We start from the raw sequence: 24,920 nt of genomic DNA, 5'->3' as shown, positions 1-24,920 counted from the left end.
GACGACGTCGAGAGCTTCATGCGGATGCTGCGGCCGGCGGGGACGGCCGGTCCGGGGGGCACGGCCGGCACGGTCGAGGACGATGCGGACCGGGTCGCGCAGGTGCTGGATCTGCGTGGCCTGCTGGACGAGGTGCCCGGCGAGGAGGTGCCCGACTGGCAGGAACGCGCGCTGTGCGCGCAGACCGACCCGGAGGCGTTCTTCCCGGAGAAGGGCGGCTCGACCCGGGAGGCCAAGCGCATCTGTGCCGGCTGCGAGGTCCGGGCCGAGTGCCTGGAGTACGCACTGGCCCAGGACGAGCGCTTCGGCATCTGGGGCGGGCTCTCCGAGCGGGAGCGGCGCCGGCTGCGCCGCGCCGCCGTCTAGGGAGCACACGAACACGGACGCCCGGGCCACCGGTCGGTGGTCCGGGCGTCGTCGTGTGCGCTCAGTGCTGATGTTCGCTCCGCAAGCTCCGCTCAGCGCTGATGTTCGCTCCGCAAGCTCCGCTCAGCCGCCGTCGACGGCGTCCGGCTCGATGTTGAGGTACTCGGCGACCTGCTCGACCAGCACCTCGTGCACCAAGTCGGCCAGGTCCTCGCCGTCCCGGGCGCGGGCCTCCAGCGGCCGCCGGTAGAGCACGATCCGGGCCCGGGTCGGCAGCCCGGCCGAGTCCACCCCGGCCGGGACCAGGTGGGCCAGCGGGACGCGTGCGTCGGCGAGCACCCCGGCACCCCAGACGACCTCGTCCGGCGAGGTGCGATCGACCGCGGGCACGTCGTCGACGGCCACGTCCAGGTCCGCCAGCTCCGGGCCCCAGCGGGTCTCGATCGGTTCGAGCGCCTCGAGGACCTTCGCGTCGAACCGTTCGGCCCGGGTGCGGAACGCGGGCGTGGACACCGGGTACATCAGTCCGCGCAGCCCCCGGCCCCGGCGGTCCCGGCGGCGGGGCGTGCGGCGCAGCAGGCGGTGGGCGGTGGACACCCGTGCATTCTAGGCCCGAGCGCCGCCCGGAGAGGAGCCACGGCTGGGCGGATCCACGGCGGGCCGGGCGCGAGCCGGGTGCGCGTCGCAGCGCGGCGAGCGACGGGACAGGGGCTATCGTCCCCGATGTGTTGAGTGTGCGGAGATGTTCGCGGACGGGCTGCACCGAGCTCGCCGTCGCCACGCTCACCTACGTCTACGCCGACTCCACCGCCGTCGTCGGCCCGCTGGCCACGCAGGCCGAACCGCACTCCTACGACCTGTGCACCCCCCACGCGCACAACCTGACCGCCCCGCGCGGTTGGGAGGTAGTCCGGTTCGAGGGCGAGTTCGCTCCGCCCCAGCACGCCGCCGAGGAGCTCACGGCGCTCGCCGACGCCGTCCGTGAGGCCGGCCGGTTGGATCGGCCGGTCGAGGTGGTGGCCAGGTCCGGCGGCACCGGGCGGCGCGGGCACCTGCGGGTGCTTCCGGCGCCGGGTGAGGACGACTGACTAGCGGGCGATCAGCCCGACGGAGTGACGGCCGGGCCCGGCCGACCGGGGACCCGGAGACCTGCGCGGACGGGCGACGGGTCTGCGCTAGGGTCGTGCGTCGTGCCCGACCTCTCGGCGATCGTGAAGGCCTACGACATCCGCGGTGTCGTCGGCGACCAGCTCGACGAACGGACCGCCCGAGCGCTCGGCGCGGCGACCGCCCGTCTGGTCGCCGCGGACGACCCAGGCCCCTCGGCGGTGGTCGTCGGCCGGGACATGCGCGACTCCTCGCCCGTCCTCGCCGCGGCGTTCGCCGACGGCGTCACCAGGCAGGGCCTCGACGTCGTCGACATCGGGCTGGCGAGCACGGACATGCTCTACTTCGCGTCCGGCTCGCTGGGCCTGCCCGGCGCGATGTTCACCGCCAGCCACAACCCGGCCCGCTACAACGGGATCAAGCTCTGCCGCGGCGGCGCCGTGCCGATCGGGCAGGACAGCGGCCTGGCCACGATCCGCGACGACGCCGCCCGGATGCTCGACGACGGGGTACCGGAGGGAGCGCGCCGGGGCTCCGTGCGCGAGCGGGACATGCTCTCCGGGTACGCCGAGCACCTGCGCTCGCTGGTCGACCTGTCCGGTGTGGCGGGCCTGACCGTCGTCGTCGACGCGGGCAACGGGATGGGCGGGCACACCGTCCCCAGCGTGCTCACCGGGCTCGGCCTGCGCGTCGTGCCGCTGTACTTCGAGCTCGACGGCACCTTCCCGAACCACGAGGCCAACCCGCTGGACCCGGCGAACCTGGTGGACCTGCAGAAGGCCGTCGTCACCGGGGGCGCCGACCTCGGGCTGGCCTTCGACGGCGACGCCGACCGTTGCTTCGCGGTCGACGAGCGCGGCGAGGCCGTGAGCCCCAGCGCGATCACCGGGTTGGTCGCCGCCCGCGAGCTCGCCCGGGCCCACGACCGCGGTGAGACCGACCCCTGCGTGATCCACAACCTGATCACCTCGCGGGCGGTCCCCGAGCTGGTCACCGAGCACGGCGGCCGTCCGGTGCGCACCCGGGTCGGGCACTCGTTCATCAAGCAGACGATGGCCGAGACCGGCGCGGTGTTCGGCGGCGAGCACTCCGCGCACTACTACTTCCGGGACTTCTGGAAGGCCGACTCGGGGATGCTGGCCGCGCTGCACGTGCTGGCTGCGCTGTCCGAGCACTCCCGCAGCGGTGCGGCCGGTGGCACCCCGACGCTGTCCGGGCTGATGGCCGGGTACGAGCGTTACGCCGCGTCCGGCGAGATCAACTCGACGGTGGCCGACCAGTCCGCGAAGGTCGCCGAGGTCGAGCGCCGCTACGGCGCGGTCGAGGGGGCCGAGCTGGACCGGCTCGACGGCCTGACGGTGTCGCTGCCGGACGGCTCCTGGTTCAACCTGCGGGCCTCGAACACCGAGCCGTTGCTGCGGCTGAACGTGGAGGCGGCCGACGATGCCGCCGTCGCCGCCCTGTGCGACGGGGTGCTGGCGGTCGTCCGCGCCTGAGCCGGCGCCGGCCGCGCCACCCACCGACCGTCCGTACCCGGTCGGCAGCCGCGCGTGCCCGCCACGTGGTGGCAGCATCGCCTGCGAGAGATGACGACGAGGAGAACCGTGGCACTACAGCTCGACCCCCAGCTGCTGGAGATCCTGGCCTGCCCGTGCGATGCGCACGCGCCGCTGCGACCCGGCACCGCCGCCGACACCGACGCGGACGCGCTGACCTGCGAGGCCTGCGGGCGCAGCTTCCCGGTGACCGACGGGATCCCGGTGCTGCTGCTCGACGACGCGTTGCCCGGCACCGGTCCCGGGGCCCCCGGCAGGAACGACGGGTGATCCCGGTGCTGGACGACACGTTGCTCGCCGATCCGGGCGAGCTCACCTCGCGAGACACCACCGGGGTGCTGCGCGCCGCCGCGACCGCGGGCGCCCAGGTGCGCTCGGCGGTGCACGCGGCGGGCGAGGCCGGCCTGGACCGCCTCCGCGGGCACCGGCCGCGCGCGCTGGTGCTGCTGCGCCGCCCGGGCGTCTCCGGGGCGGTGGCCGACCTGCTCACCGCGCTGCTCGGGGACCGCTGCCCGGTGCCGGTGGTGCGGGCAGAGCGGGTGCCGGGCTGGATCGGGCCGCTGGACGTCGTCCTCGCGCACAGCACGGACCCGTCGGACCCGGTGCTCGCGGAGTCGGTCGAGACCGCCACCCGGCGCGGCGCCGAGGTCGTGCTCTCCGCACCGGACTCCGGCCCGGTCGCGCAGGCCGGGGCCGGCCGGGTCCGGCTGGTCGAGCCGCGGATCCCGCTGCCGGAGGGACTCGGCTTCGCCCAGGCGCTGACCGTCGCGCTGTCCGCGGTCAGCGAGCTGGAGCTGCTCTCCCCGACCGGTGGGCTGGAACCGCTGGCCGAGGTCCTGGACGCCGAGGCCGAGCGCTGCCAGCCCGGCCACGAGCCGTTCGTGAACCCGGCGAAGTCGCTGGCCCTGCGGCTGGCCGAGCGGACCCCGCTGCTGTGGGGGGTGGACCCGGCGGCCGCCGCGGTCGCCGCGCACGGGGCGACCGCGCTGGCCACCCACGCCGGCATCGTCGCGCACGCCGACGACCTGGGCCAGGCCGGGACGCTGGCCGGGCTGCGGGTCGCGGTCGACCTCGCCGAGCGGGAGACCGACATCTTCCGGGACCCGTTCGACGACCCGGCGCCGGACGCCGCGCTGCCCCCGCGGCTGGTGCTGTTCGGCACCGGTGAGGAGGACCCGCAGCAGGTCAGCCGCCGGACCCTGGGCCGCGAGTGGCCGAACGCCGACCTCGCGCACCCGGTCGAGGAGGTCCCGCGCGGGACCCCGGACGCCGTACTGCTGCGCGCCGGCGTGCTGGCCCTGCGCGCCGACATCGCCGCCGTCTACCTCGGCCTGGCCACCCGAGCCGCCCTGAGCACCTGACCTGCGGGGGATCCGTGGAACTGCTGGACAACCAGATTCGCACCTATGCCTGGGGCTCCAGGACCGTGATCGCCGAGCTGCTCGGTGAGCCGGTGCCCTCGCCGCACCCGCAGGCCGAGCTCTGGCTGGGCGCGCACCCCGCCGCACCGTCGATGGTGCGGGCCGCCGGTGGCGCCCCGCGCCCGCTCGGCGAGCTGATCGCCGACGACCCGGACGGGACGCTCGGGGCGGGCCGGGACCGCTGGGATGGCCGGCTGCCGTTCCTGCTCAAGGTGCTGGCCGCCGACGAGCCGCTGAGCCTGCAGGCGCACCCGAGCCTGGAGCAGGCCGTCGAGGGCTGGGCCCGTGAGAACGCCGCAGGTATCCCGGTCGACGCCCCGGACCGCAGCTACCGCGACGCCAACCACAAGCCGGAACTGATCTGCGCACTGACAGATTTCGTCGCGCTCGTCGGGTTCCGGGAGCCGGCCCGCACGGTCGAGCTGCTGCGCGCGCTGGACGTGCCGGAGCTGGCAGCCTATACCGAGCTGCTGGCCGGGCAGCCCGGGCCGGACGGGCTGCGGGCCCTGTTCACCACCTGGATCACGCTGCCGCAGTCGGTGCTCGACAACCTCGTCCCGGCCCTGCAGGACGGCGCGGTCCGGCTGCTCGCCTCGGGCGCCGAGGAGTTCGCCGGCGAGGCCCGGACGGTGCTCGACCTGTCCGAGCGCTACCCGGACGACGCGGGCGTGCTGGCGGCGCTGCTGCTCAATCGGGTCCCCCTCGATCCCGGGGAGTCGCTCTACCTGCCGGCCGGGAACCTGCACGCGTACCTGTCCGGGGCCGCCATCGAGCTGATGGCGAACTCGGACAACGTGCTGCGCGGCGGCCTGACCCCGAAGCACGTCGACGTGCCGGAGCTGCTGCGGGTGCTGGACTTCGGCGCGCCGCCGCCGCCGGTGCGCGTCCCGCGGGACGACCCGGACTCCGCGGGCTGGCAGCGCTACGAGGTGCCGGTGCAGGAGTTCCTGCTGCGCCGCGCCGACGTCGACGGCCGGGACAAGCTCGAGCTGCCCGGCACCGGTGCCCGGATCCTGCTGTGCACCTCCGGCGAGGCGGCCGTCGAGGGGCCGGGGCCGGACCTGGAGCTGCCCCGCGGTGCGGCGGTGTTCCTCTCCGCCGGGGACACCGGAGCGATGCTGGTCACCGGCGACGAGGGCGCCACGGTGTTCCTCGCCGGCGACGGCCTGTAGCCGGCCCGGGTCGGGGTTGCAGCCCGGCGGGATTTCCTCACCATGGGCGGCAGTCGAGGTGAGGAGACGACGATGCGCGTCGCGGTACCCAGGGAGACCAAGGACAGCGAGTTCCGGGTCGCGCTGACCCCGGCCGGGGCGCACGAGCTCGTCGACCGCGGGCACGAGGTCGTCGTCGAGCACGACGCCGGTGCCGGCTCCTCGATCGCGGACGCGGACTACAAGGAGGCGGGCGCCCGGATCGTCGCGGATGCGGCCGAGGTGTGGGGGACCGCCGAGCTGCTGCTCAAGGTCAAGGAACCGATCGGGTCCGAGCACCGGTTCCTGCGCGCGGACCTGGTCCTGTTCACCTACCTGCACCTGGCCGCGTCCCGGCCCTGCACGGACGCGCTGCTGTCCGCCGGCACCACCTCGATCGCCTACGAGACCGTCCGCACCGGCGACGGCCGGTTGCCGCTGCTCGCCCCGATGAGCGAGGTCGCGGGCCGGCTGGCCCCGCAGGTCGGGGCGTACCACCTGATGCGCTCGGCGGGTGGGCGTGGCGTGCTGATGGGCGGGGTCCCGGGGGCCCCGGGCGCCGACGTCGTCGTGCTGGGGGCGGGCGTCGCCGGGGCGAACGCGATCGCGATCGCCGCCGGGATGCGCGCCCAGCTGACCGTGCTCGACCTCGACGTGGACAAGCTGCGGGTGATCGACGAGCAGTACGCCGGCGCGGTGCGCACCGAGTACTCCACCCGGCTCGCCGTCGGCGAGGCGGTCCGCAACGCCGACCTGGTGATCGGCGCCGTGCTGGTGCCGGGCGCGAAGGCGCCGACCCTGGTCCCGAACGAGCTGGTGGCGCAGATGCGGCCGGGTGCGGTGCTCGTCGACATCGCGATCGACCAGGGCGGCTGCTTCGCCGACTCGCGCCCGACGACGCACGCCGACCCGACCTACACCGTGCACGACACCGTCTTCTACTGCGTGGCGAACATGCCCGGCGCGGTGCCGCACACCTCCACCCGGGGGCTGACCAACGCCACGCTGCCGTACGTGCTGCGGCTCGCGGACCGGGGCTGGGAGGCCGCGACCGAGGCGGACCCGGCGCTCGCCGCGGGGCTCTCGACGCATCGCGGGCGGCTGCTGTCGGCGGAGGTCGCGCAGGCGCACGGTCTCCCGCACGAGCCGCTGAGCGGATCGTGACCTGCGATTACGTTTCGCAACCTTATCGTGTCCCTAAATATGGGGCCGGACGGGTGACGGCGGTCCGACCGCGGTCGTAGGTTCACGGCCCATGACGGTCACGAGCCGCGGGGGCGGGTTCTTCCGCACGAAATCGGTCGAGCAGGCGATCAGGGACACCGAGGAACCGGAGTTCCGGCTGCGCAAGGCGCTCGGCCCGGTCCAGCTGACGGTGATGGGCATCGGCGTGCTCATCGGCACCGGTGTGTTCGTCCTGGCCGGGGAGGCGGCGGCACTCTACTCCGGCCCGGCGGTGTCGCTGTCGTTCCTGATCAGCGGTGTGGTCTGCGCGCTGGCCGCGCTCTGCTACGCGGAGTTCGCCTCCACCGTGCCGGTGGCCGGCTCGGCGTACACGTTCTCCTACGCCTCGTTGGGCGAGTTCATCGCCTGGATGATCGGCTGGGACCTGATCCTGGAGTTCACCCTCGGCGCCGCGACCGTGGCGAAGGGCTGGAGCGGCTACTTCGACAGCGTGCTGGGCGGCCTCGGGATCGAGGTGCCGACGGCGATCTCCGGCGGGTCCGGCAGCGGCGGCGTCATCGACCTGCCGGCCGTCTTCGTCTCGCTGCTGATGATGGTCGTGCTGATCATCGGCATCCGGCTGTCCGCCTGGGTGAACGCCTCGATCACCACCCTGAAGCTGGTGATCGTCGCCGGCATCATCCTGATCGGGTCGTTCTACATCAGCGGCTCGAACTGGACGCCGTTCATCCCGCCGTCGCAGCCGGTCGACTACAACACCGACGCCGGTGTCCCGCTGCTGCTGCAGATCCTCGGCATCGACTCCGGGTTCGGGCTCACCGGCGTGTTCACCGGTGCCGCGATCGTCTTCTTCGCCTACCTGGGCTTCGACATCGTCGCGACGCTGTCCGAGGAGGTGAAGAACCCGCAGCGCACGATGCCGATCGGGATCATCGCCTCGCTGGCGATCGCGACCGTCATCTACATCATCGTGTCGCTGGTCTACACCGGCATCCTGCCCTACGACCAGCTCGGTGTGGAGGCTCCCGCGGCCGCCGCGATGGCCGCCACCGGGATCCCGGCGGCCGAGTTCATCATCTCGCTGGGCATCCTGATCGGGCTCACCGTCGTGATCATGACGCTGATGCTCGGCCAGACCCGGGTGGCGTTCGCGATGAGCCGCGACCACCTGCTGCCCCCGACGCTGGGCAAGGTGCACTCGAAGTTCCGCACCCCCTACAAGCTCACGATCATCACCGGTGTGGTGGCCGCCGCGCTGAGCGGCTTCCTGGAGCTGACCGAGCTCGCCAACCTGGTCAACATCGGCACCCTGGCCGCGTTCGTGCTCGTCTCGATCGGCGTGATCGTGCTGCGCCGTACCCGCCCGGACCTCAAGCGCACCTTCAAGGTCCCGTTCATGCCGGTGCTGCCGATCATCTCGGCGATCCTGTGCTTCGCCGTGGCGCTGTTCCTGCCGGCCGGCACCTGGATCCGGTTCGTCCTCTGGATGATCCTCGGTCTCGTCGTCTACCTGGCCTACGGGCGCCGGCGCAGCCGCCTGGCGACCGGCGAGAAGGCCTGACCCGACCCGCCCCCTTCGACGACCACGGCGGCGTCCCGGTGTCCCCGCGGCGCCGCCGTCGGCGTGTCGGTTCGACGGCATCGTCGCCGGCGGAGACGGAGCGGGAGACCGGCCGACCCCGCCATCGACGCCATGACGGACGCCATGCCGGGTGCCGGACGCCCTCATTGCCGGTGACTCGAACGCGCCGTCGAGCTGGAGGAGGTACGACCGCAGCTGCTCGACCGCTTCGGTGGCGATGTCACGCACGTGCGCAACCCGGACCGGCTCGTCGCCCGGCTGGGCGGGAGATCATGGCGCGAGCCCCGCCGTCGGCGGGACCGCGTGCAACGCACGGAGCCCGGTTGCGGTGGATCTCCGCGGACGGTCCGTCCCGCGCCCGGACCGCGGAGTCGCGCGGGGCTCGGCGACCGGTCCGTCCCTCTATCGTGGTCGCGAAACGCCCGGTTCCGGACTCCCACCACGGCCCTGGAGGCACCTGTTGCCGACGATCCCGGTCAGCGACGTCGATCTGTACACCGAGGACGCGCGCACCGATCCCTACGCGATCTACGCCGAGCTGCGCGCGCTGGGCCCGGTGGTCCACCTGTCCCGGCACGATCTCTACGCCCTGCCCCGTTACGACGAGGTGCGCGCCGCGCTGAGCGACTGGCGGACGTTCTCGTCCGCCCGCGGAGTGTTCGTCGATCCGGCGATGAACGCCCAGCTCGAAGGCATCACGCTGTGCAGCGACCCGCCCGAGCACACGGCGATGCGCTCGGTCCTGGGGCGCCCGCTGCGGGCTGACCGGATGCGCGAGATCACGCCGCGGATCGAGGCGGAGGCGGAGCGCGTCGTCACCGAGCTCGTCGGGCGGGGCCGGTTCGAGGTCGTCACCGAGCTGGCCGAGCACCTGCCGATGACCGTCGTCTCCGATCTGGTCGGGCTCCCCGATCACGGCCGGGCGAAGATGCTGGAGTGGGCCGAGGCCATCTGGGACGTCCAGGGGCCTGCCGACGAGCGGGCCGCGGCCGCAGGCCCCGCGGTCGCGGAGTTCCTCGCGTTCGCCGAGCACGACGCCGTCCCCGGCACGCTGCGGCCCGACGGCTGGGCCGCGCACCTCTACCGGGCTGCGGACCGGGGCGAGATCTCCCACGGCCAGTGCCCGGCGATGATGCTCGACTACGTGACGCCGAGCCTGGACACCACCATCCTCGCGATCGCGAACGCGGTGTGGCAGTTCGCCTCCCACCCGGAGCAGTGGGACCTGCTGCGGGCCGACCGCTCGCTGATCCCGCACGCGATCAACGAGTCGCTGCGGCGCGACACCCCGGTGCCGCAGTTCAGCCGGGTCCTCACCGAGGACCACGAGATCGGCGGGTTCTCCTTGGCCGCGGGCTCGCGGGTCGCGCTGCTCTACGGCTCGGCGAACCGCGACGAGCGGCACTACCCGGACCCGGACCGGTTCGACATCACCCGCCGGCCGTCCGACCACCTGGCCTTCGGGCGTGGTGAGCACGTGTGCGTCGGGATCCATCTGGCCCGGCTCGAGATGGGGGCCCTGCTCGAGCGGCTCGCCGACCAGGTCGCCCGGTTCGACGTGCTGACGTCCCGACCTATGATCAACAACGGCCTGCGGGGCCTGGAGCACCTCGAGGTCACGGTCGAGCGGGCGAGTGACGGCTCCCGCGGCAGCGCGGCGTGATCCCGGACGGCGCCCGCCGGGGCGCAGTACGCTCGCCGTCCCATGAGCGATCCGCAGCCCGGTAGCGTCGGCGACTCGGCAGCCGCGGCGGTCTGCCTGGACGTCGGCTCGTGCTGGACGAAGGCGGTGTTCGTGCACCCGGACGGCTCACCCGCCGGGTTCGCCGAGCACCCGACCACGCCGGACGTCCTGGACGGCGTGGACGCCGCCGTCGCCGCGGCGGCCGCGTCGGCCGGGCGCGGGGCGAGGTCCGCGCCGGACGTGCTGGCCTGCTCGTCGGCCGGGGGCGCGCTGCGGCTGGTCGTGGTGGGGGCCGAGCAGCTCGCGTCGGTGGAGGCCGGGCACCAGGTCGCCCGCTCGGCGGGGGCGCGGGTGGTCGGTGTGCACTCCGGGCCGCTGGAGCCGGACGGGGTGCGCGAGCTGGCCGGTCAGCGTCCCGGCGTCGTGCTGCTGATCGGCGGCGCCGACGGCGACGACCCGGCAGTGCTGCTGCACAATGCCGGCCGGCTGGCCCGGACCCGCGGCCGCTACCCGGTGCTGCTGGCCGGCAACGCCACCGCTCGGGACGACGCGGTGGGGCTGCTGCGGGCCGGCGGGCGGACCGTGACCGCCTGCGCGAACGTGGTGCCGCGGCCGGGCGAGATCGTGCCCGGCCCCGCGCGGCGCGAGGTCGCCGAGCTCTACGCCCGGCACGTGCTCGGTGCGGGCGGTGACGCCGGCCGCTTCTCCGCGCTCGCCCGGACCCGGACCCCGCTGGCGGTGGCCGCCGGAGCCGCCGCGCTCGCCCGGCTGGCCGGGACCGGGGTGCTGGTCGTCGACGTCGGGTCGGCCACCACCGACGTGCACCAGGCCCTGCCCGCCGGGGCCACGGAGCCGGACCCGGCGCTGATGACCGTGGAGGGTGACCTGGGAGTGCGGGCCGGTGCCGAGGGCGTGCTCATCGAGGCGCAGACCGAGGGCGTCGTCGACCCGGTGGAGGCCGACCTGCTCGCCCCGACCGTGGCGGCCCTGGTGTCGTCGGGGCCCGCGGTGCCCGGGGACCGGGGCGCCGCGGCCGAGGACCGGCGGCTGGCGGCGGTCGCCGCGGTGGTGGCGCTGCGCCGGCACCTGCGGCACACCGACCGGATGGCGATCAGCGGCTTCGGCGGCTTCGGCGGCTTCGGCCCGACCGCGTCCGGCCCGTCCGGTGCCGTCCCGGGACCGGACGCCGACCGTGACATCGGTCTCGTCGTCCTCACCGGCGGGGTGTTCCGGCAGCGGGACCCGGCCGGCCTGGCCGCTGCCGCCGCGACGGTGCACCGCGACCCGGTACTGATGGGTCCACTCACGCAGGTCGACGTGCGGGTGGACAGCGGTTCCGTGCTGGCACCGGCCGGCCTGCTGGTGCGGCACGGACGGGAGGCGGCGGCCCGTGCGCTGCTGGCCGAGCAACTGCTCGGGTGATCCGGCGGTGATCACCGACTCCGCCCCGCTGCGGTTGACACCCGGTGCGGCCCTGGCAACGATGGAACGGCGAGAACGACGCAGCCGGGTGCCGAGAGGCGCTGCAGCGGGTCGCTGATCACCGGAGGGTGACGCGGCTCGCCACGCTCGGGCCCGGCCCGGCACGGACGAGAAAGGGCGCCTGTCTCCGACGAGGAGGGAGTGCGCCCGTGATCCTGCCGATCCCGGCCCGCGCCCGTTCCCCCCTCCCGGAGCACCTGCCCGTGTAGCCCACGCGGCCGGTGACCCCCGGCCGCGTCCGAGCACGGTTCGACCCGACCGCCCGAGGAGGCGCACCCAACCCATGACCGCATCCGAGCACACCGGCCACGCCAAGCTGCAGAACGTGAACGGCCTCGACTTCGCGATCGCCGACATCGGCGAGGCGGAGTACGGCCGCAAGGACATCCGGCTGGCCGAGAACGAGATGCCGGGTCTGATCGACCTGCGCCGCGAGTACGCCGAGGCGAAGCCGCTCGCCGGTGCGCGGATCGCGGGCTCGCTGCACATGACCACGCAGACCGCGGTCCTGATCGAGACCCTGGTCAGCCTGGGCGCCGACGTGCGCTGGGTCTCCTGCAACATCTTCTCCACCCAGGACTACGCGGCCGCGGCGACCGTCGTCGGCCCGCACGGCACCGCCGACAACCCGAAGGGCGTCCCGGTGTTCGCCTGGAAGGGCGAGTCGCTCGAGGAGTACTGGTGGTGCACCGAGCAGCTGTTCAAGTTCCGCGACGAGCAGGGCAACGTCGTCGGCCCGAACATGATCCTCGACGACGGTGGTGACGCCACCCTGCTCGTGCACAAGGGTGCCGAGTTCGAGGAGACCGGCGTCGTGCCGACCGTGGACGACGACGACCTGACCGTCCCCGACGAGGAGCGGGTCATCCTGGCCACGCTGCGCCGCAGCCTGGCCGAGGACCCGAAGCGCTGGACCACCATCGCCTCGGACATCCGCGGTGTCACCGAGGAGACCACCACCGGCGTCAACCGCCTGTACCAGCTGGCCGAGCAGGGCCAGCTGCTGTTCCCGGCGATCAACGTCAACGACTCGGTCACCAAGTCGAAGTTCGACAACAAGTACGGCATCCGGCACTCGCTGCTGGACGGCCTGAACCGCGCCACCGACGTCCTGATCGGCGGCAAGGTCGGGGTCGTGGCCGGCTACGGCGACGTGGGGAAGGGCTGCGCCGAGGCGCTGGCCGGCCAGGGCGCCCGGGTCATCGTCTCCGAGGTCGACCCGATCTGCGCCCTGCAGGCGATGCTCGAGGGCTTCCAGGTGGCGAGGATCGAGGATGTCATCCACACCGCCGACGTCGTGGTCACCACGACCGGCAACAAGGACATCATCACCACCGAGCTGATGCAGAAGATGAAGCACCAGGCGATCCTCTGCAACGTCGGCCACTTCGACAACGAGATCGACATGGCCGGCCTGGGCCGGGTCAAGGGCATCAACAAGATCAACATCAAGCCGCAGGTCGACGAGTGGATCTTCCCGGACGGGCACTCGATCCTGGTGCTGTCCGAGGGCCGCCTGATGAACCTGGGCAACGCGACCGGCCACCCGTCGTTCGTGATGTCGAACTCCTTCGCGAACCAGACGATCGCGCAGATCGAGCTGTTCACCAAGCACGAGGAGTACAACAAGGACGTCTACCGCCTGCCGAAGCACCTGGACGAGAAGGTCGCCAAGGTGCACGTGCTGGCGTTGGGTGGCGAGCTCACCAAGCTCTCCAAGGACCAGGCCGAGTACATCGGCGTGGACGTCGAGGGCCCGTACAAGCCGGAGCACTACCGCTACTGAGCGGAGCTTGCGGAGCTCCACCTCGGTACCGAGCGGAGCTTGCGGAGCTCACCTCGGCACTGAGCGGAGCTTGCGGAGCTCACCTCGGCACCGAGCGGAGCTTGCGGAGCTCACCTCGGCACCGAGCGGAGTCGAGTCCCGGTTCCGAACACGTCCGACGGCGCGGCGGCCCTGGTGGCCGCCGCGCCGTCGGCGTGTCGGGGGAGGATGGGGTGATGATCGAACGGGGCTCCGGGGACGGCTGGCGGCGCTGCGATCAGGGACACCGGCACTGGGGCCGCTTCGGGGCGGCCGGGCTGCTGGTCCGTCACCATGACGAGAACCACGGCGTCGACCGGGTGTTGTTGCAGCACCGCGCCGACTGGAGTCACCACGGCGGCACCTGGGGAATCCCGGGCGGCGCCCGGGACCGGGGCGAGTCGGCCCGGGCGGCCGCCCTGCGCGAGGCGTCCGAGGAGAGCTCGCTGGACGTCGCGTCGGTGGAACATGTCGACGAGTTCGTCGACGACCACGGCGGCTGGAGCTACACCACGGTGGTCGTGCGGGCCCCGGCCGCACCACCGGTGGCCGTGCGCGGCGCCGAGAGCACCGAGCTGCGCTGGGTGCGGATCGACCGGCTCGACGAGCTGGACCTGCACCCCGGCTTCGCGTTCAGCTGGCCGCGGGTCGGGCCGCTGGGAGCCCGCTGACCGTGGGACGGCTGGTGGTCGTCGAGGGCCTGGACGGGGCCGGCAAGCGCACCTTCGCCGGTGCCCTGACCAGGGCGCTGCAGCGTGCCGGCAGCTCGGTCGCCGGGCTCGCCTTCCCCCGTTACGACGAGGACGTGCACGCCGAGCTGGCCCGGGACGCGCTGTACGGGCGGATGGGCGACCTGGCGTCGTCGGTGCACGGGATGGCGGTGCTGTTCGCCCTGGACCGCCGGGCCGCGGTGGCCCGGCTGCGCGAGCTGCTCGCCGGGCACGACGTGGTGCTGGTCGACCGCTATGTCGCCTCGAACGCCGCCTACGGTGCCGCCCGGCTCGGACAGGACGCCGCGGGCGGGTTCGCCGGCTGGGTCCGCGAGCTGGAGATCGAACGGTTCGGGGTGCCACCGCCGGACCACCAGCTGCTGCTCGCGCCGCCCCGCGCGGTCGCGGCCGACCGGGCGCGGGCCCGGGCGGCGGCCGAACCCGGCCGGGCTCGGGATGCCTACGAGAGCGACGACGGCCTGCAGGCCCGCACCGGCGCCGTCTACCGGGAGCTGGCGGCGACGGCGTGGCTGGGCCCGTGGACCGAGCTAGCCGGAAGCGACACCGCGGCGTCGGTACGCCGCGCGGCGGACGCCCTCGTCGATCCGCGATAAGACCTTCGCCGGGCGCGGATCGGGCATCCGACCGGCTTCCCCAAGGGCGTGATGCTCAGCCATGCCAACCTGCTGGTGTCGGCCTACGGGCTCGGTGCATGCGGGGTGTCCGACGCGGTACCTGCACGTGGCGCCGATGTTCCACCTGGCCGACCTGGCCGGATCGATCGGGACGATGCTGCTCGGCGGCACCCACGTCACGGTCCCGTCGTTCGCCCCGGTCCCCGTGATGGATGCGATCGAGACCCACGCCGTCACGCACACCGTGCTCATCCCGATCATGATCCAGGCCCTCGCCGACCATCCCGAGCTCGCCGGCCGCGACCTCACCGCGCTGCGGTGGGTGGTCTACGCAGGCTCACCGATCGCGCAGGCGCGGAGGTCCCGCGCCGGGCGACCCGGGCCCCGGAGAGAACGTCTACTCCACCGAGGTGGAGAACGCCGTCGCCACCCATCCCGCGGTGGCCAACTGCGCGGTGATCGGGCTCCCGGACGAGGTGTGGGGCGAGCGGGTGCACGCCGTGGTCGTCCTGCACGACGACGCGGCCGCGACGGGTGCCGAGATCCGCGGGCACGCGCGGGCGACCATCGCCGGGTACAAGGTGCCCCGCACGGTGGAGTTCGTCGGGGAGCTCCCGTCGACGCCGACCGGCAAGGTCCTCAAACGCGAGCTGCGCTCCAGGACCACCGGCGGGGGCTGAGCGCGGGCGCCCCGCGGGGCGCCCGGACGGCCCTCCCCGATCGCCCCGCCGGGCTCGGGTGGGATATTGGGTCGCATGAAGTCGCGCGTGCTGGTGGTCGACGACGACCCGGCCCTGGCCGAGATGCTCACCATCGTGCTGCGGGGCGAGGGGTTCGAGACCGCGGTCGTCTCCGACGGGACCCGGGCGCTGCCCGCCGTCCGGGACACCCAGCCGGACGTGATCCTGCTCGACCTGATGCTGCCCGGGATGAACGGCATCGACGTCTGCCGGGCGATCCGCGCCGAGTCCGGGGTACCGATCGTCATGCTCACCGCCAAGAGCGACACGGTCGACGTGGTGCTCGGGCTGGAATCGGGTGCCGACGACTACGTGGTCAAGCCGTTCAAGCCCAAGGAGCTCGTCGCCCGGATCCGGGCCCGGGTCCGGCGCAACGACGCCGAGCCCGCCGAGTTCCTGTCCATCGGCGAGATCGACATCGACGTGCCGGCGCACCAGGTGGCCCGTGCGGGGCAGCCGATCGCCCTCACCCCCCTCGAATTCGACCTGCTGGTCGCGCTGGCCCGCAAGCCGCGGCAGGTGTTCACCCGCGAGGTGCTGCTCGAGCAGGTCTGGGGCTACCGGCACGCCGCCGACACCCGGCTGGTGAACGTGCACGTGCAGCGGCTGCGGTCCAAGGTCGAGCGCGACCCCGAGCGCCCCGAGGTGGTCCTGACCGTCCGCGGGGTGGGGTACAAGGCCGGTCCGCCGTGAGCGGGGGGCTCCGGCCGTGAGGGGCCGGGTGCGCCGCCGGGTCGCCGAACTGCCCGGGATGCGCCGGCTGGCGCGCGCGCTCGCACCGCTGCGCGCCCAGGCCTACGAGCTGGGCGCGCTCGTCGCCGCGTCCTGGCGCCGCTCGCTGGAACTGCGGGTGGTGGTGTCGACGCTCGCATTGTCCTCGGCGGTCGTCCTCGTGCTCGGTCTGGTCCTGCAGAGCGAGATCGCCGAGCGGCTCCTGCAGAGCAAGACCGCCGGGGCGCTGGCGCAGGCCGAGGCCGGCCGGGTGGTGCTGGAGGCCGAGCTGTCCGGTGTGGATCCGGACCGGGAGGGCGCCCAGGAGAGCATCGACGCGGCGCTGCAGCGGCTCACCAACTCCGACAGCGCGAGCCCGGCGTCGGCCACCACGGGCGAGTTCCGGGCCGCGCTGACGACCGGTGCGGGCAACGGCCCGGAGGTGTCCTCCGGCCCGGTGAACCAGGTCACCGCGGAGCAGCGGATCACGGTCGCGGAGGGCGGGCTCAGCCGGCAGTACACGACCGTCGAGGGCGTCCCCACGCTGGTGATCGGCCAGCCGGTCTCCACCGCGGGCCGCGAGCTGCAGTTCTACCTGCTGTTCCCGCTGGAGGGGGAGCGCCAGACACTGAGTCTGATCCAGAGCACGTTGGTCGTCGGATGCCTGGTGCTGCTGGTCCTGCTCGCCGCGATCGCCAGCCTGGTCACCCGGCAGGTGGTGCGGCCGATCCGGGGGGCCGCCGACGTGGCGGAGCGCTTCGCGGGCGGGCACCTGGACGAGCGGATGGCGGTCCGTGGTGAGGACGAGGTGGCCCGGCTCGCCGAGTCCTACAACGAGATGGCCGGCAGCCTGGCCGCGCAGATCGCGCAGCTGGAGGAGTTCGGAGCGCTGCAGCGCCGGTTCACCTCGGACGTCAGCCACGAGCTGCGGACCCCGCTGACCACCGTCCGGATGGCCGCCGACGTCCTCTACGCCTCGCGGGACGAGTTGCTCCCCGCGCTGCAGCGCAGCTCGGAGCTGCTGGTCACCGAGCTGGACCGGTTCGAGGAGCTGCTCGGCGACCTGCTGGAGATCTCCCGGCTGGACGCCGGCGTCGCCGAGCTCGGGGCGGAGCGGATCGACGTGTCGGCCGTGGTGCACCGTGCGGTCGAGGCGGTGCGCGGGATCGCCGCCGACGCCGGCACGGAGCTGGTGCTGGACCTGCCGGACGGGGAGACCGTGGAGGCGGACTCGCGCCGGGTCGAGCGGATCGTGCGCAACCTGGTCGCGAACGCGATCGACCACGGGGAGGGACGACCGGTGGAGGTGACGATGGCCGGCGACGCCGCCGCGCTGGCCGTGCTCGTCCGCGACCACGGCGTCGGGCTGCGGCCCGGCGAGGCGGACCTGGTGTTCAACCGGTTCTGGCGGGCCGAGGAGTCCCGCGCCCGGCGCAGCGGCGGCACCGGCCTGGGCCTGTCCATCAGCATCGAGGACGCCCGGCTGCACGGCGGCTGGCTGCAGGCCTGGGGCGAGCCCGGCCGCGGCTCGGCGTTCCGGCTGACCCTGCCGCGTCAGGTCGGCGGACACATCTCCGCCTCCCCGCTGCCGCTCGGCCCGCCGGACCGGCCGGGCACCGACGGATCCGACCGCCGCGACGGTCGCCCCGGCAGCTCGGTGCCGACCCCGCCGTGGGGGATGGCCGCCCGCAGGGACCGGGACGACCCGCGCGGCGATGACCCGCGGGCGGGCGACGCCGGCCGCGGCGACGACCTCCCGCCGGCGGCGGACCCGTGGAACGTGCGCCCCGACGACCCGCCACCGGTGCAGCCGGCCGAACGGGCGATCACCGACCCGGGCGGCGACCGGTGAGGGCCCGCCGCACGCTCGGCCCTGCCGGACTGCTGCTCTGCGCGGTGCTGCTGGCCGGCTGCGCCAGCGTCCCCGAGCACTCCTCGGTGCAGGTGCTGCGCCAGACCGGTGACTCCGGTGCGGCGGTGCCGGACGGGCCGATCGAGGAGAGCGACCCGCTGGGCCTGGTCCGCGGGTTCGTCTACGCCTCCGGCCACCCGGACGACCGGCACGCCTCGGCCCGCCGCTACCTCGCCCCCGCCGCGTCCGGCTGGGACGACGGCGCGTCGCTGACCGTGCTGGCCGAGCGGTTCGACACCGTGTTCGCGCCGGCGAGCACCGGCGGGGGCCCGGACCGGGCGGTGGTCCGGGTGCGGGGGAACCGGCTGGGCACGGTCGGCCCGTCCGGTGCGTTCGAGACCTCCCCGGCCCCGGTGGAGATCGACATCGGGGTCGTCCGGCAGGACGACGCCTGGCGGATCGACCGGCTCCCGCCGGGCGTGCTGGTGCGCGCCTCGGACTTCCGGTCCAACTTCCGCTCGCTGCGTGGCTGGTTCGTCGACCCGACGCGCGGCACGCTGATGCCCGACACGCATTACGTCCCCAGCACCCGGCCGACCCAGCTCGCCGCCCGCGCGGTCGAGGTGCTGCTGCGCGGGCCCTCGTCCGGGCTCAGGGGTGCCGCCGTGACGCAGTTCCCGGCCACGGCCCGGCTGCGGTCGGCGGTCGTCGAGTCCCCGGACGGTGCCGTCGTGGTGGACCTCGCCGGGGTGTCCGGCCTGTCGGTGGCGGACCGGCGGCTGCTGGCCGCGCAGGTCTCGCTGACCCTGGCCGAGGTCAGCGTGCCGCGGGTGCGGATCCTCTCCGACGGCGAACCGCTGCTGCCCGATACCCCGGAGGTGACCCGAGACGACTTCACCCCGTTGGTCGCCGGACCGGAGCCGATGCCGGCGTTCCCGATGGTCGTCGACGGCGGGCGGGTCCGGCGGCTCAGCGAGTCCGGCCAGGTCGGTGCCGTGCCCGGGCAGGCAGGCAACGGATCGTTCGACGTGGTGGACGCCGCGGTGTCGCCGCGGGCCGGCCGGATCGCGGTGGTCTCCCGGGAGGAGACCGGGACCCAGCGGCTGCTCGTCGGTCCGGTCGGCGGGCAGCTGACCGCGACCCCGGTGTCCGGCGCCGCCGTCACCGGTCTGACCTGGAACGCCGCCGGGGACGAGATCTGGGCACTGGCCGACGGCCGGCTGCGCCGGGTCACGGTGCTGGACGGGGCGCCGGCGGCCGAGGCGCCGCTCGACCTCGCGCGGCTCGACCGGTTCCGCACGATCACCGACGTCGCGCTGTCCCGGGACGGCGCCCGGGTGGCGCTGGTCGCCGACGGCCGGGCGCTCGTCGCGCCGGTCGTTCCGGGACCCGGCGGCGCGGCCGCGATCGGGGAGCTGCGCGAACCGCGGCCCTCCGACCTGGAGGACGTCGTCGCCGTCGAGTGGCGGTCGGCGGAGCAGCTCGTGGTCGCGGCGGACTCCGACCGGCCGGTCTCGCTGGTGTCGGCGGACGGACTGACCCTGGACCAGGTTCCGGGCACCAACCTCACCTCCCCGTTGCGTGCGGTGGCGGCCGCGCCGGGCCGCCCGCTGTACGTGACCGACCGGACCGGCCTGTGGAGCTACTCCGGCGGTGACCTGGACGCCTGGCAGCAGACGCTCGGGGTCTCGACCGCAGCCCGGCCCTTCTACCCGGGCTGAGCGACACCGACCGGTCAGGGCGAGCGTGCCGCGCCGGACGGCCGGTGCGGGGCCGCATCGCGATCCTGTGGATGGATTCGCGGGCTGTGGACAACTCGGGCGGGAGCCGGGCGATCGCGACCGTGGTGTGGTCGATGCCGGGCACGCTGCCGGCATGCATCCCGACCGAACCCAGCCGGACCGCCCCGCCCGGGTACCTCGTCCCCGCCCGGGCACGGCGCGCCGGCCCGCCGCCCCGTCCGGCCCGGTGGCCGCGCTCGTCGACCTGCTGCTGCCGCGCACCTGCGGCGGATGTGCCGGAGCGGGCCCACCGGGTTCCGGCGGCTGGTGTCCGGCCTGCGCCGCGGAGACCGGCCCGCCGTACCCGCTGCGGGTCCCCGGCGCCGGGCGGGTCGCGGTGGCCGGCCGGTATCGCGGTCCGCTGCGCAGGGCGGTGCTGGCCTACAAGGAGCGCGGCCGACGGGACCTCGCACCGGACCTGGCCGCGGTGCTGGCGCCCGCCGTCGCGGCGGTGCTGCCCGCACCCGCCGCCGGGCGGACGGACCCGGACGCCGTGTGGCTGGTGCCCGCACCGTCCCGCCCGGCGGCCGCCCGGCTCCGCGGCGGTGACCACGTCCTGCGGCTGTGCCGCCGGCTGGAGCCGCGACTGGCCGCGACCGGGCTGGCCGCCCGCACGGTGCCCCTGCTCGAACTGGACCGCCGGACCCGGGACTCGGTCGGTCTGGACGGTCCGGCGCGCGCCCGCAACCTGGCCGCGGGCCTGCGCACCTCCCCGGCTGCGCCGGCCGGGGTGGGTGACCGCACCGCGACCGGTCCCGGCCGGACCCGGTCCGCGGTGCCGGGGGGCACGGTCGTGCTGCTCGTCGACGACGTCGTGACCAGCGGCGCGACCCTGCGGGCGTGCCGGGTGCTGCTGCGACGGGTCGGTGTCCCGGTCACCGCGGCCGTGTTGCTGGCCGACGCGACGGCACCCGCGGCGGAGCGCTCGACGGCGGTACCGCCCGCCCACCCGGCGGCCCGGCGGTGACGGCGGGGACGCCGGGGGGCGGCGGCCGTGTGGGTGGCCGGTGGTTCACCCGGCTGCGGGAAACCATCCACGAACGGCGGCCGCGGTCCACACGACTGTCCCTCTCCCGGGTCGCCGAGCGGCCTGTCGAGCACGCGGATTTCCCGCTAACGTCCGCTGAACCTCGAGCAACTACCACACCAGGAGGAGCGACCGATAGCCCACCCCGGGGCCGTCGCGTCCCGGGTTCAGCACGACTGAAGCGAGGGATGTCCGAGTGGAAATCGTCGTCACCGGCCGGAACGTCCAGGTCCCCGATCACTTCCGTGGTCTGGTCGAGGAGAAGCTGACCCGCCTGGAACGTCACGACCACAAGATCGTCGGGATGGAGGTCGAGCTCTTCCACGAGCCGAACCGCCGTCAGCAGAAGTCCTGCCAGCGAGTGGAGATCACCGGCCGCGGCGGCTGTGGCTCCGTCGCCAGGGCCGAGGCCTCCGCAGCCGACTTCTACGCCGCCCTCGATCTCGCCGCCGGCAAGCTCGCCGAACGCCTCCGTCGCTCGCACGACCGCCGCAAACCCAGCCGACGCGACCGGGTGCAGGCCTCCCGGCTCGCCGCCGACGCTTCCGCGGTGGCCCTGATGGAGCAGGCGCCGCCGATGACCGACCGCGTCCCCGAGCCCCGCAGCCACGGCGAGTCCCTGGCGGAATCCGACGGTGACCAGCTTCCCGGCCGGATCGTCCGGGAGAAGACCCACAGCGCCGCCCCGATGTCGGTCGACGAGGCGCTCTCCCGGATGGAGCTGGTCGGGCACGACTTCTACCTCTTCGCCGACAGCGACTCCGGTCACCCTTCGGTCGTCTACCGGAGGCACGGGTACGACTACGGCGTCATCCGGCTCGGCGCCTGACTCCCTGTCGGGTCGGCCCGTTCCTTCGAGGACGGCGCCGGGGCCGACCAGCACGCGGACCCGGCGGGGGCGGTCGCGCGGCGCCCCCCCCCCCCCCCCCCCGGGACCGATTCGGCCATGCCCCTAACATGGCGTCGGGATGGTGTAGCCTCCATCGGTGCGTGGCGCCCGTCCCGAGTCCTGACCGCGACGCGAATGAGGTCGGCAGTGCCCTTCCTGAGTCGACTCCTCCGGGCCGGCGAGACCAAGCTGGTGAAGCGGCTCGGCAAGATCGCCGCGCACATCGACGCCCTGGAGCCGGAGTTCGAGGGCCTCACCGACGCGCAGCTGCGGGGCAAGACCGACGAGTTCCGCGAGCGGCTCGCCGAGGGTGCGACCCTCGACGACCTGCTCCCGGAGGCCTTCGCCACCGTCCGCGAGGCGGCCCAGCGCACTCTCGGGCAGCGCCCCTTCACCGTGCAGCTGATGGGTGCCGGCGCCCTGCACATGGGCAACGTCGCCGAGATGAAGACCGGTGAGGGCAAGACCCTGACCTCGACGCTGGCGGTCTACCTGAACGCCCTCGAGGGCAAGGGCGTGCACGTCGTCACCACGAACGACTACCTGGCCAAGCGCGACTCCGAGACGATGGGCCGGATCCACCGCTGGCTGGGCCTCACCGTCGGCGTGATCCTCGCCGAGATGACGCCGGTGCAGCGACGTGAGCAGTACGGGCAGGACGTCACCTACGGCACGAACAACGAGTTCGGCTTCGACTACCTGCGCGACAACATGGCGTGGAACGCCGCCGACATGGTCCAGCGCGGGCACAACTTCGCGATCGTCGACGAGGCGGACTCGATCCTCATCGACGAGGCGCGCACCCCGCTGATCATCTCCGGTCCGGCCGAGCAGAGCGCCCGCTGGTACCAGGAGTTCGCCCGGCTCGCGCCGATGCTGACCCGCGACATCCACTACGACGTCGACGAGCGCAAGCGCACCGTCGGCATCACCGAGGAGGGTGTCGAGCTCATCGAGGACCAGCTCGGCATCGACAACCTCTACGACTCCGCGAACACCCCGTTGGTCGGCTACCTCAACAACGCGGTGAAGGCCAAGGAGCTGTTCAAGAAGGACAAGGACTACATCGTCAACGACGGCGAGGTCCTGATCGTCGACGAGTTCACCGGCCGGGTGCTCGCCGGCCGCCGCTACAACGAGGGCATGCACCAGGCGATCGAGGCCAAGGAAGCCGTCGACATCAAGCCGGAGAACCAGACCCTGGCGACGATCACCCTGCAGAACTTCTTCCGGCTCTACGACAAGATCGCGGGCATGACCGGTACGGCCCAGACCGAGGCCGCCGAGCTCAACGAGATCTACAAGATGTCCGTGGTGACCATCCCCACGAACAAGCCGATGGTCCGCGCCGACCAGGCCGACCTGATCTACAAGACCGAACCGGCCAAGTTCGAGGCGGTCGCCGACGACATCGCCGAGAAGCACCACAACGGCCAGCCGGTGCTGATCGGTACCACCAGCGTCGAGAAGTCCGAGTACCTGGCGAAGTTGCTGCTCAAGCGGGGCGTCCCGCACGAGGTGCTGAACGCGAAGAACCACGCCCGGGAGGCGGCGATCATCGCCCAGGCCGGGCACGCGGGCGCGGTCACGGTCGCCACGAACATGGCAGGCCGCGGTACCGACATCATGCTCGGCGGCAACCCCGAGTTCCTGGCCGATCTGGAACTGCGCAGCCAGGGCCTGGACCCGGTCGAGACCCGCGAGGAGTACGAGGCGGCCTGGGACGCGGTCCTGGACCGGATGCGCAAGCAGGTCGCGGCCGAGGCCGAGGAGGTCATCGCCGCCGGCGGCCTGTACGTGCTGGGCACCGAGCGGCACGAGTCGCGCCGGATCGACAACCAGCTGCGCGGTCGTTCCGGCCGGCAGGGCGACCCCGGCGAGTCCCGGTTCTACCTCTCGCTGGGCGACGAGCTGATGCGCCGGTTCAACGGCCAGGTCGTCGAGTCGATCATGAACCGGTTCAACCTGCCGGACGATGTGCCGATCGAGGCCAAGATGGTCACCCGCGCGATCCGGAGCGCGCAGACCCAGGTCGAGCAGCAGAACTTCGAGATCCGGAAGAACGTCCTCAAGTACGACGAGGTCCTCAACAAGCAGCGCAAGGTCATCTACTCCGAGCGCCGCCGGGTGCTCGACGGCGAGGACGTGCAGCGGCAGACCCGCAACATGCTCGAGGACGTGATCCACGCCTACGTCCAGGGCGCCACTGCCGAGGGCTACTCCGAGGACTGGGACCTGGAGAAGCTCTGGACCGCGCTGCGCGGCCTGTACCCGGTCGGGCTCGACTGGCGGACCCTGGCCGACTCGGACAGCGGGATCGACGACCTTTCGGCCGAGGAGTTGGAACGGGTCATCCAGGACGACGCCGAGCAGGCGTACGCCCGCCGTGAGGCCGAGATCGACGCGCTGATCGGCGCGCAGGGCGGCATGCGCGAGCTGGAGCGCCAGGTCCTGATGCAGGTCATCGACCGCAAGTGGCGCGAGCACCTCTACGAGATGGACTACCTCAAGGAGGGCATCGGGCTGCGGGCGATGGCCCAGCGCGACCCGGTCATCGAGTACCAGCGCGAAGGCTTCGACATGTTCTCCTCGATGCTCGAGGGCATCAAGGAGGAGACGATCGGCCACCTGTTCAACGTCGTCGTCCAGGTCCAGCAGCCGGCGGCGCCGGTCCGCGAGGAGGACCCGGAGACGACCGAGATCCCGGTGGTCCGGGACGTGCCGCCGGTCGAGGACCCGAGCGAGAGCACCGTGGTCCTGCCCAACCTGTTCCGCACCGCGCCGCCGCAGAACCTGCAGTACAGCGGCCCGGGCGAGAGCGGCGACGTGGCCCGCCGCGGGGACGGCGGTACGCCGGCCGCCGGCGCCGGGCGGACCGGTCGGCACCAGTCCGTGCCGCAGGACGGGAACGCGCAGGCGGGGCCGAACGGCACCGGTGCGCCGGCCGAGGGCGGGCAGGGCAACCGTGCCGAGCGACGCCGCCCGGAGAAGGCGACCCGCCGCCGGCGCTGACGCCCCGGCCGGCCGGCGCGGCCGGCGCCGAGGCCCGGGCGGGGCCCCGGCGCCCCGGGTGCCTAATGGCAGCTGGCGGAGCCCGATGAGGCAGGCTCCGGCCCGGTAGCCGCCGGTGGGCGAGCACTCTCGTTGCCTGGACGCTCTGCAGTCCTAGCGTCAGACCGTGCCCCCACCGGTGGTCGG

The 24,920-nt window shown here is 73.7% G+C and carries 21 protein-coding genes and 1 pseudogene; 21 read left to right on the top strand and 1 reads right to left on the bottom strand.

Annotated features, from left to right (window positions below; translation table 11 throughout):
* The first annotated feature begins 24 nt into the window (after window positions 1-24).
* Window positions 25-366, top strand: a complete 342-nt coding sequence (locus tag ACLFMI_RS08100) for a WhiB family transcriptional regulator (RefSeq protein ID WP_410947324.1) — start codon at window positions 25-27, stop codon at window positions 364-366.
* 123 nt (window positions 367-489) lie between these two features.
* On the opposite strand, the gene ACLFMI_RS08095 is transcribed toward ACLFMI_RS08100, so the two are convergent.
* Window positions 490-963 carry a metallopeptidase family protein gene (locus ACLFMI_RS08095; protein ID WP_410947129.1) on the bottom strand — a complete coding sequence of 158 codons (474 nt, stop codon included), beginning with the start codon at window positions 961-963 and terminating at the stop codon, window positions 490-492.
* A gap of 137 nt (window positions 964-1,100) precedes the next feature.
* On the opposite strand from ACLFMI_RS08095, the gene ACLFMI_RS08090 reads away from it, so the two are divergent.
* The 20 genes and pseudogenes from ACLFMI_RS08090 (at window position 1,101) to secA (ending at window position 24,734) form a co-directional block, all read left to right on the top strand.
* Entirely contained in the window at window positions 1,101-1,454 is a 354-nt protein-coding gene (locus ACLFMI_RS08090; protein WP_410947323.1) for a DUF3499 domain-containing protein, read from the top strand.
* Between the two features lie 102 nt (window positions 1,455-1,556).
* Window positions 1,557-2,969 (top strand): phosphomannomutase/phosphoglucomutase, encoded by a 1,413-nt coding sequence (locus tag ACLFMI_RS08085; RefSeq protein ID WP_410947128.1) that lies wholly within the window; start codon window positions 1,557-1,559, stop codon window positions 2,967-2,969.
* Between the two features lie 108 nt (window positions 2,970-3,077).
* Window positions 3,078-3,299, top strand: a complete 222-nt coding sequence (locus ACLFMI_RS08080; RefSeq protein ID WP_410947127.1) for a Trm112 family protein — start codon at window positions 3,078-3,080, stop codon at window positions 3,297-3,299.
* Window positions 3,296-4,390 (top strand): SIS domain-containing protein, encoded by a 1,095-nt coding sequence (locus ACLFMI_RS08075; protein WP_410947126.1) that lies wholly within the window; start codon window positions 3,296-3,298, stop codon window positions 4,388-4,390. The genes ACLFMI_RS08080 and ACLFMI_RS08075 overlap by 4 nt, the downstream gene beginning before the upstream one ends.
* Window positions 4,391-4,404: 14 nt before the next feature.
* Entirely contained in the window at window positions 4,405-5,622 is a 1,218-nt protein-coding gene (gene manA, locus ACLFMI_RS08070; protein WP_410947125.1) for a mannose-6-phosphate isomerase, class I, read from the top strand.
* A gap of 72 nt (window positions 5,623-5,694) precedes the next feature.
* The gene (ald, locus tag ACLFMI_RS08065; RefSeq protein WP_410947124.1) at window positions 5,695-6,804 is read left to right on the top strand and encodes an alanine dehydrogenase; all 1,110 of its coding nucleotides are present in this window, start codon (window positions 5,695-5,697) and stop codon (window positions 6,802-6,804) included.
* Window positions 6,805-6,895: 91 nt separating this feature from the next.
* On the top strand, window positions 6,896-8,386 hold the full coding sequence (locus ACLFMI_RS08060; RefSeq protein ID WP_410947123.1) for an amino acid permease: 1,491 nt from the start codon (window positions 6,896-6,898) through the stop codon (window positions 8,384-8,386).
* A gap of 481 nt (window positions 8,387-8,867) precedes the next feature.
* Window positions 8,868-10,070, top strand: coding sequence for a cytochrome P450 (locus tag ACLFMI_RS08055; RefSeq protein ID WP_410947122.1), 1,203 nt, complete (start codon window positions 8,868-8,870; stop codon window positions 10,068-10,070).
* Between the two features lie 42 nt (window positions 10,071-10,112).
* Window positions 10,113-11,513, top strand: a complete 1,401-nt coding sequence (locus tag ACLFMI_RS08050; protein ID WP_410947121.1) for a glutamate mutase L — start codon at window positions 10,113-10,115, stop codon at window positions 11,511-11,513.
* A 343-nt stretch (window positions 11,514-11,856) separates the two neighbouring features.
* Window positions 11,857-13,359 (top strand): adenosylhomocysteinase, encoded by a 1,503-nt coding sequence (gene ahcY / locus ACLFMI_RS08045; RefSeq protein WP_410947120.1) that lies wholly within the window; start codon window positions 11,857-11,859, stop codon window positions 13,357-13,359.
* 215 nt (window positions 13,360-13,574) lie between these two features.
* Entirely contained in the window at window positions 13,575-14,048 is a 474-nt protein-coding gene (locus ACLFMI_RS08040) for an NUDIX hydrolase (protein WP_410947119.1), read from the top strand.
* A 2-nt stretch (window positions 14,049-14,050) separates the two neighbouring features.
* Window positions 14,051-14,701, top strand: coding sequence for a dTMP kinase (locus tag ACLFMI_RS08035; protein WP_410947118.1), 651 nt, complete (start codon window positions 14,051-14,053; stop codon window positions 14,699-14,701).
* A gap of 61 nt (window positions 14,702-14,762) precedes the next feature.
* A pseudogene (locus ACLFMI_RS08030) lies at window positions 14,763-15,080 on the top strand (AMP-binding protein); the annotation flags it as partial.
* Window positions 15,081-15,132: 52 nt separating this feature from the next.
* On the top strand, window positions 15,133-15,402 hold the full coding sequence (locus tag ACLFMI_RS08025; RefSeq protein WP_410947117.1) for an AMP-binding enzyme: 270 nt from the start codon (window positions 15,133-15,135) through the stop codon (window positions 15,400-15,402).
* Between the two features lie 75 nt (window positions 15,403-15,477).
* Window positions 15,478-16,155 (top strand): MtrAB system response regulator MtrA, encoded by a 678-nt coding sequence (gene mtrA, locus ACLFMI_RS08020; protein ID WP_410947116.1) that lies wholly within the window; start codon window positions 15,478-15,480, stop codon window positions 16,153-16,155.
* A 58-nt stretch (window positions 16,156-16,213) separates the two neighbouring features.
* Entirely contained in the window at window positions 16,214-18,025 is a 1,812-nt protein-coding gene (mtrB, locus tag ACLFMI_RS08015; protein ID WP_410947322.1) for an MtrAB system histidine kinase MtrB, read from the top strand.
* Window positions 18,022-19,746 (top strand): LpqB family beta-propeller domain-containing protein, encoded by a 1,725-nt coding sequence (locus tag ACLFMI_RS08010; protein WP_410947115.1) that lies wholly within the window; start codon window positions 18,022-18,024, stop codon window positions 19,744-19,746. The genes mtrB and ACLFMI_RS08010 overlap by 4 nt, the downstream gene beginning before the upstream one ends.
* Before the next feature lie 154 nt (window positions 19,747-19,900).
* Window positions 19,901-20,773 carry a ComF family protein gene (locus ACLFMI_RS08005; RefSeq protein WP_410947114.1) on the top strand — a complete coding sequence of 291 codons (873 nt, stop codon included), beginning with the start codon at window positions 19,901-19,903 and terminating at the stop codon, window positions 20,771-20,773.
* A gap of 256 nt (window positions 20,774-21,029) precedes the next feature.
* Window positions 21,030-21,662, top strand: coding sequence for a ribosome hibernation-promoting factor, HPF/YfiA family (gene hpf, locus ACLFMI_RS08000; protein ID WP_410947113.1), 633 nt, complete (start codon window positions 21,030-21,032; stop codon window positions 21,660-21,662).
* 207 nt (window positions 21,663-21,869) lie between these two features.
* Window positions 21,870-24,734, top strand: coding sequence for a preprotein translocase subunit SecA (secA, locus tag ACLFMI_RS07995; RefSeq protein WP_410947112.1), 2,865 nt, complete (start codon window positions 21,870-21,872; stop codon window positions 24,732-24,734).
* The last annotated feature ends 186 nt before the right edge of the window (window positions 24,735-24,920 follow it).

The sequence above is a fragment of the Pseudonocardia nantongensis genome (assembly GCF_046546495.1).
In the GTDB taxonomy this organism is placed as follows: domain Bacteria; phylum Actinomycetota; class Actinomycetes; order Mycobacteriales; family Pseudonocardiaceae; genus Pseudonocardia; species Pseudonocardia nantongensis.
This window is presented reverse-complemented; position numbering and strand designations above follow the sequence as displayed.

Coding starts and splice junctions, on each gene's coding strand:
- ald (WP_410947124.1), top strand. CDS start 5,695: ATGCGCGTCGCGGTACCCAGGGAGACCAAGGACAGCGAGTTCCGGGTC.
- mtrB (WP_410947322.1), top strand. CDS start 16,214: ATGCGCCGGCTGGCGCGCGCGCTCGCACCGCTGCGCGCCCAGGCCTAC.
- ACLFMI_RS08100 (WP_410947324.1), top strand. CDS start 25: ATGCTGCGGCCGGCGGGGACGGCCGGTCCGGGGGGCACGGCCGGCACG.
- ahcY (WP_410947120.1), top strand. CDS start 11,857: ATGACCGCATCCGAGCACACCGGCCACGCCAAGCTGCAGAACGTGAAC.
- ACLFMI_RS08040 (WP_410947119.1), top strand. CDS start 13,575: ATGATCGAACGGGGCTCCGGGGACGGCTGGCGGCGCTGCGATCAGGGA.
- ACLFMI_RS08005 (WP_410947114.1), top strand. CDS start 19,901: ATGCATCCCGACCGAACCCAGCCGGACCGCCCCGCCCGGGTACCTCGT.
- ACLFMI_RS08060 (WP_410947123.1), top strand. CDS start 6,896: ATGACGGTCACGAGCCGCGGGGGCGGGTTCTTCCGCACGAAATCGGTC.
- ACLFMI_RS08050 (WP_410947121.1), top strand. CDS start 10,113: ATGAGCGATCCGCAGCCCGGTAGCGTCGGCGACTCGGCAGCCGCGGCG.
- mtrA (WP_410947116.1), top strand. CDS start 15,478: ATGAAGTCGCGCGTGCTGGTGGTCGACGACGACCCGGCCCTGGCCGAG.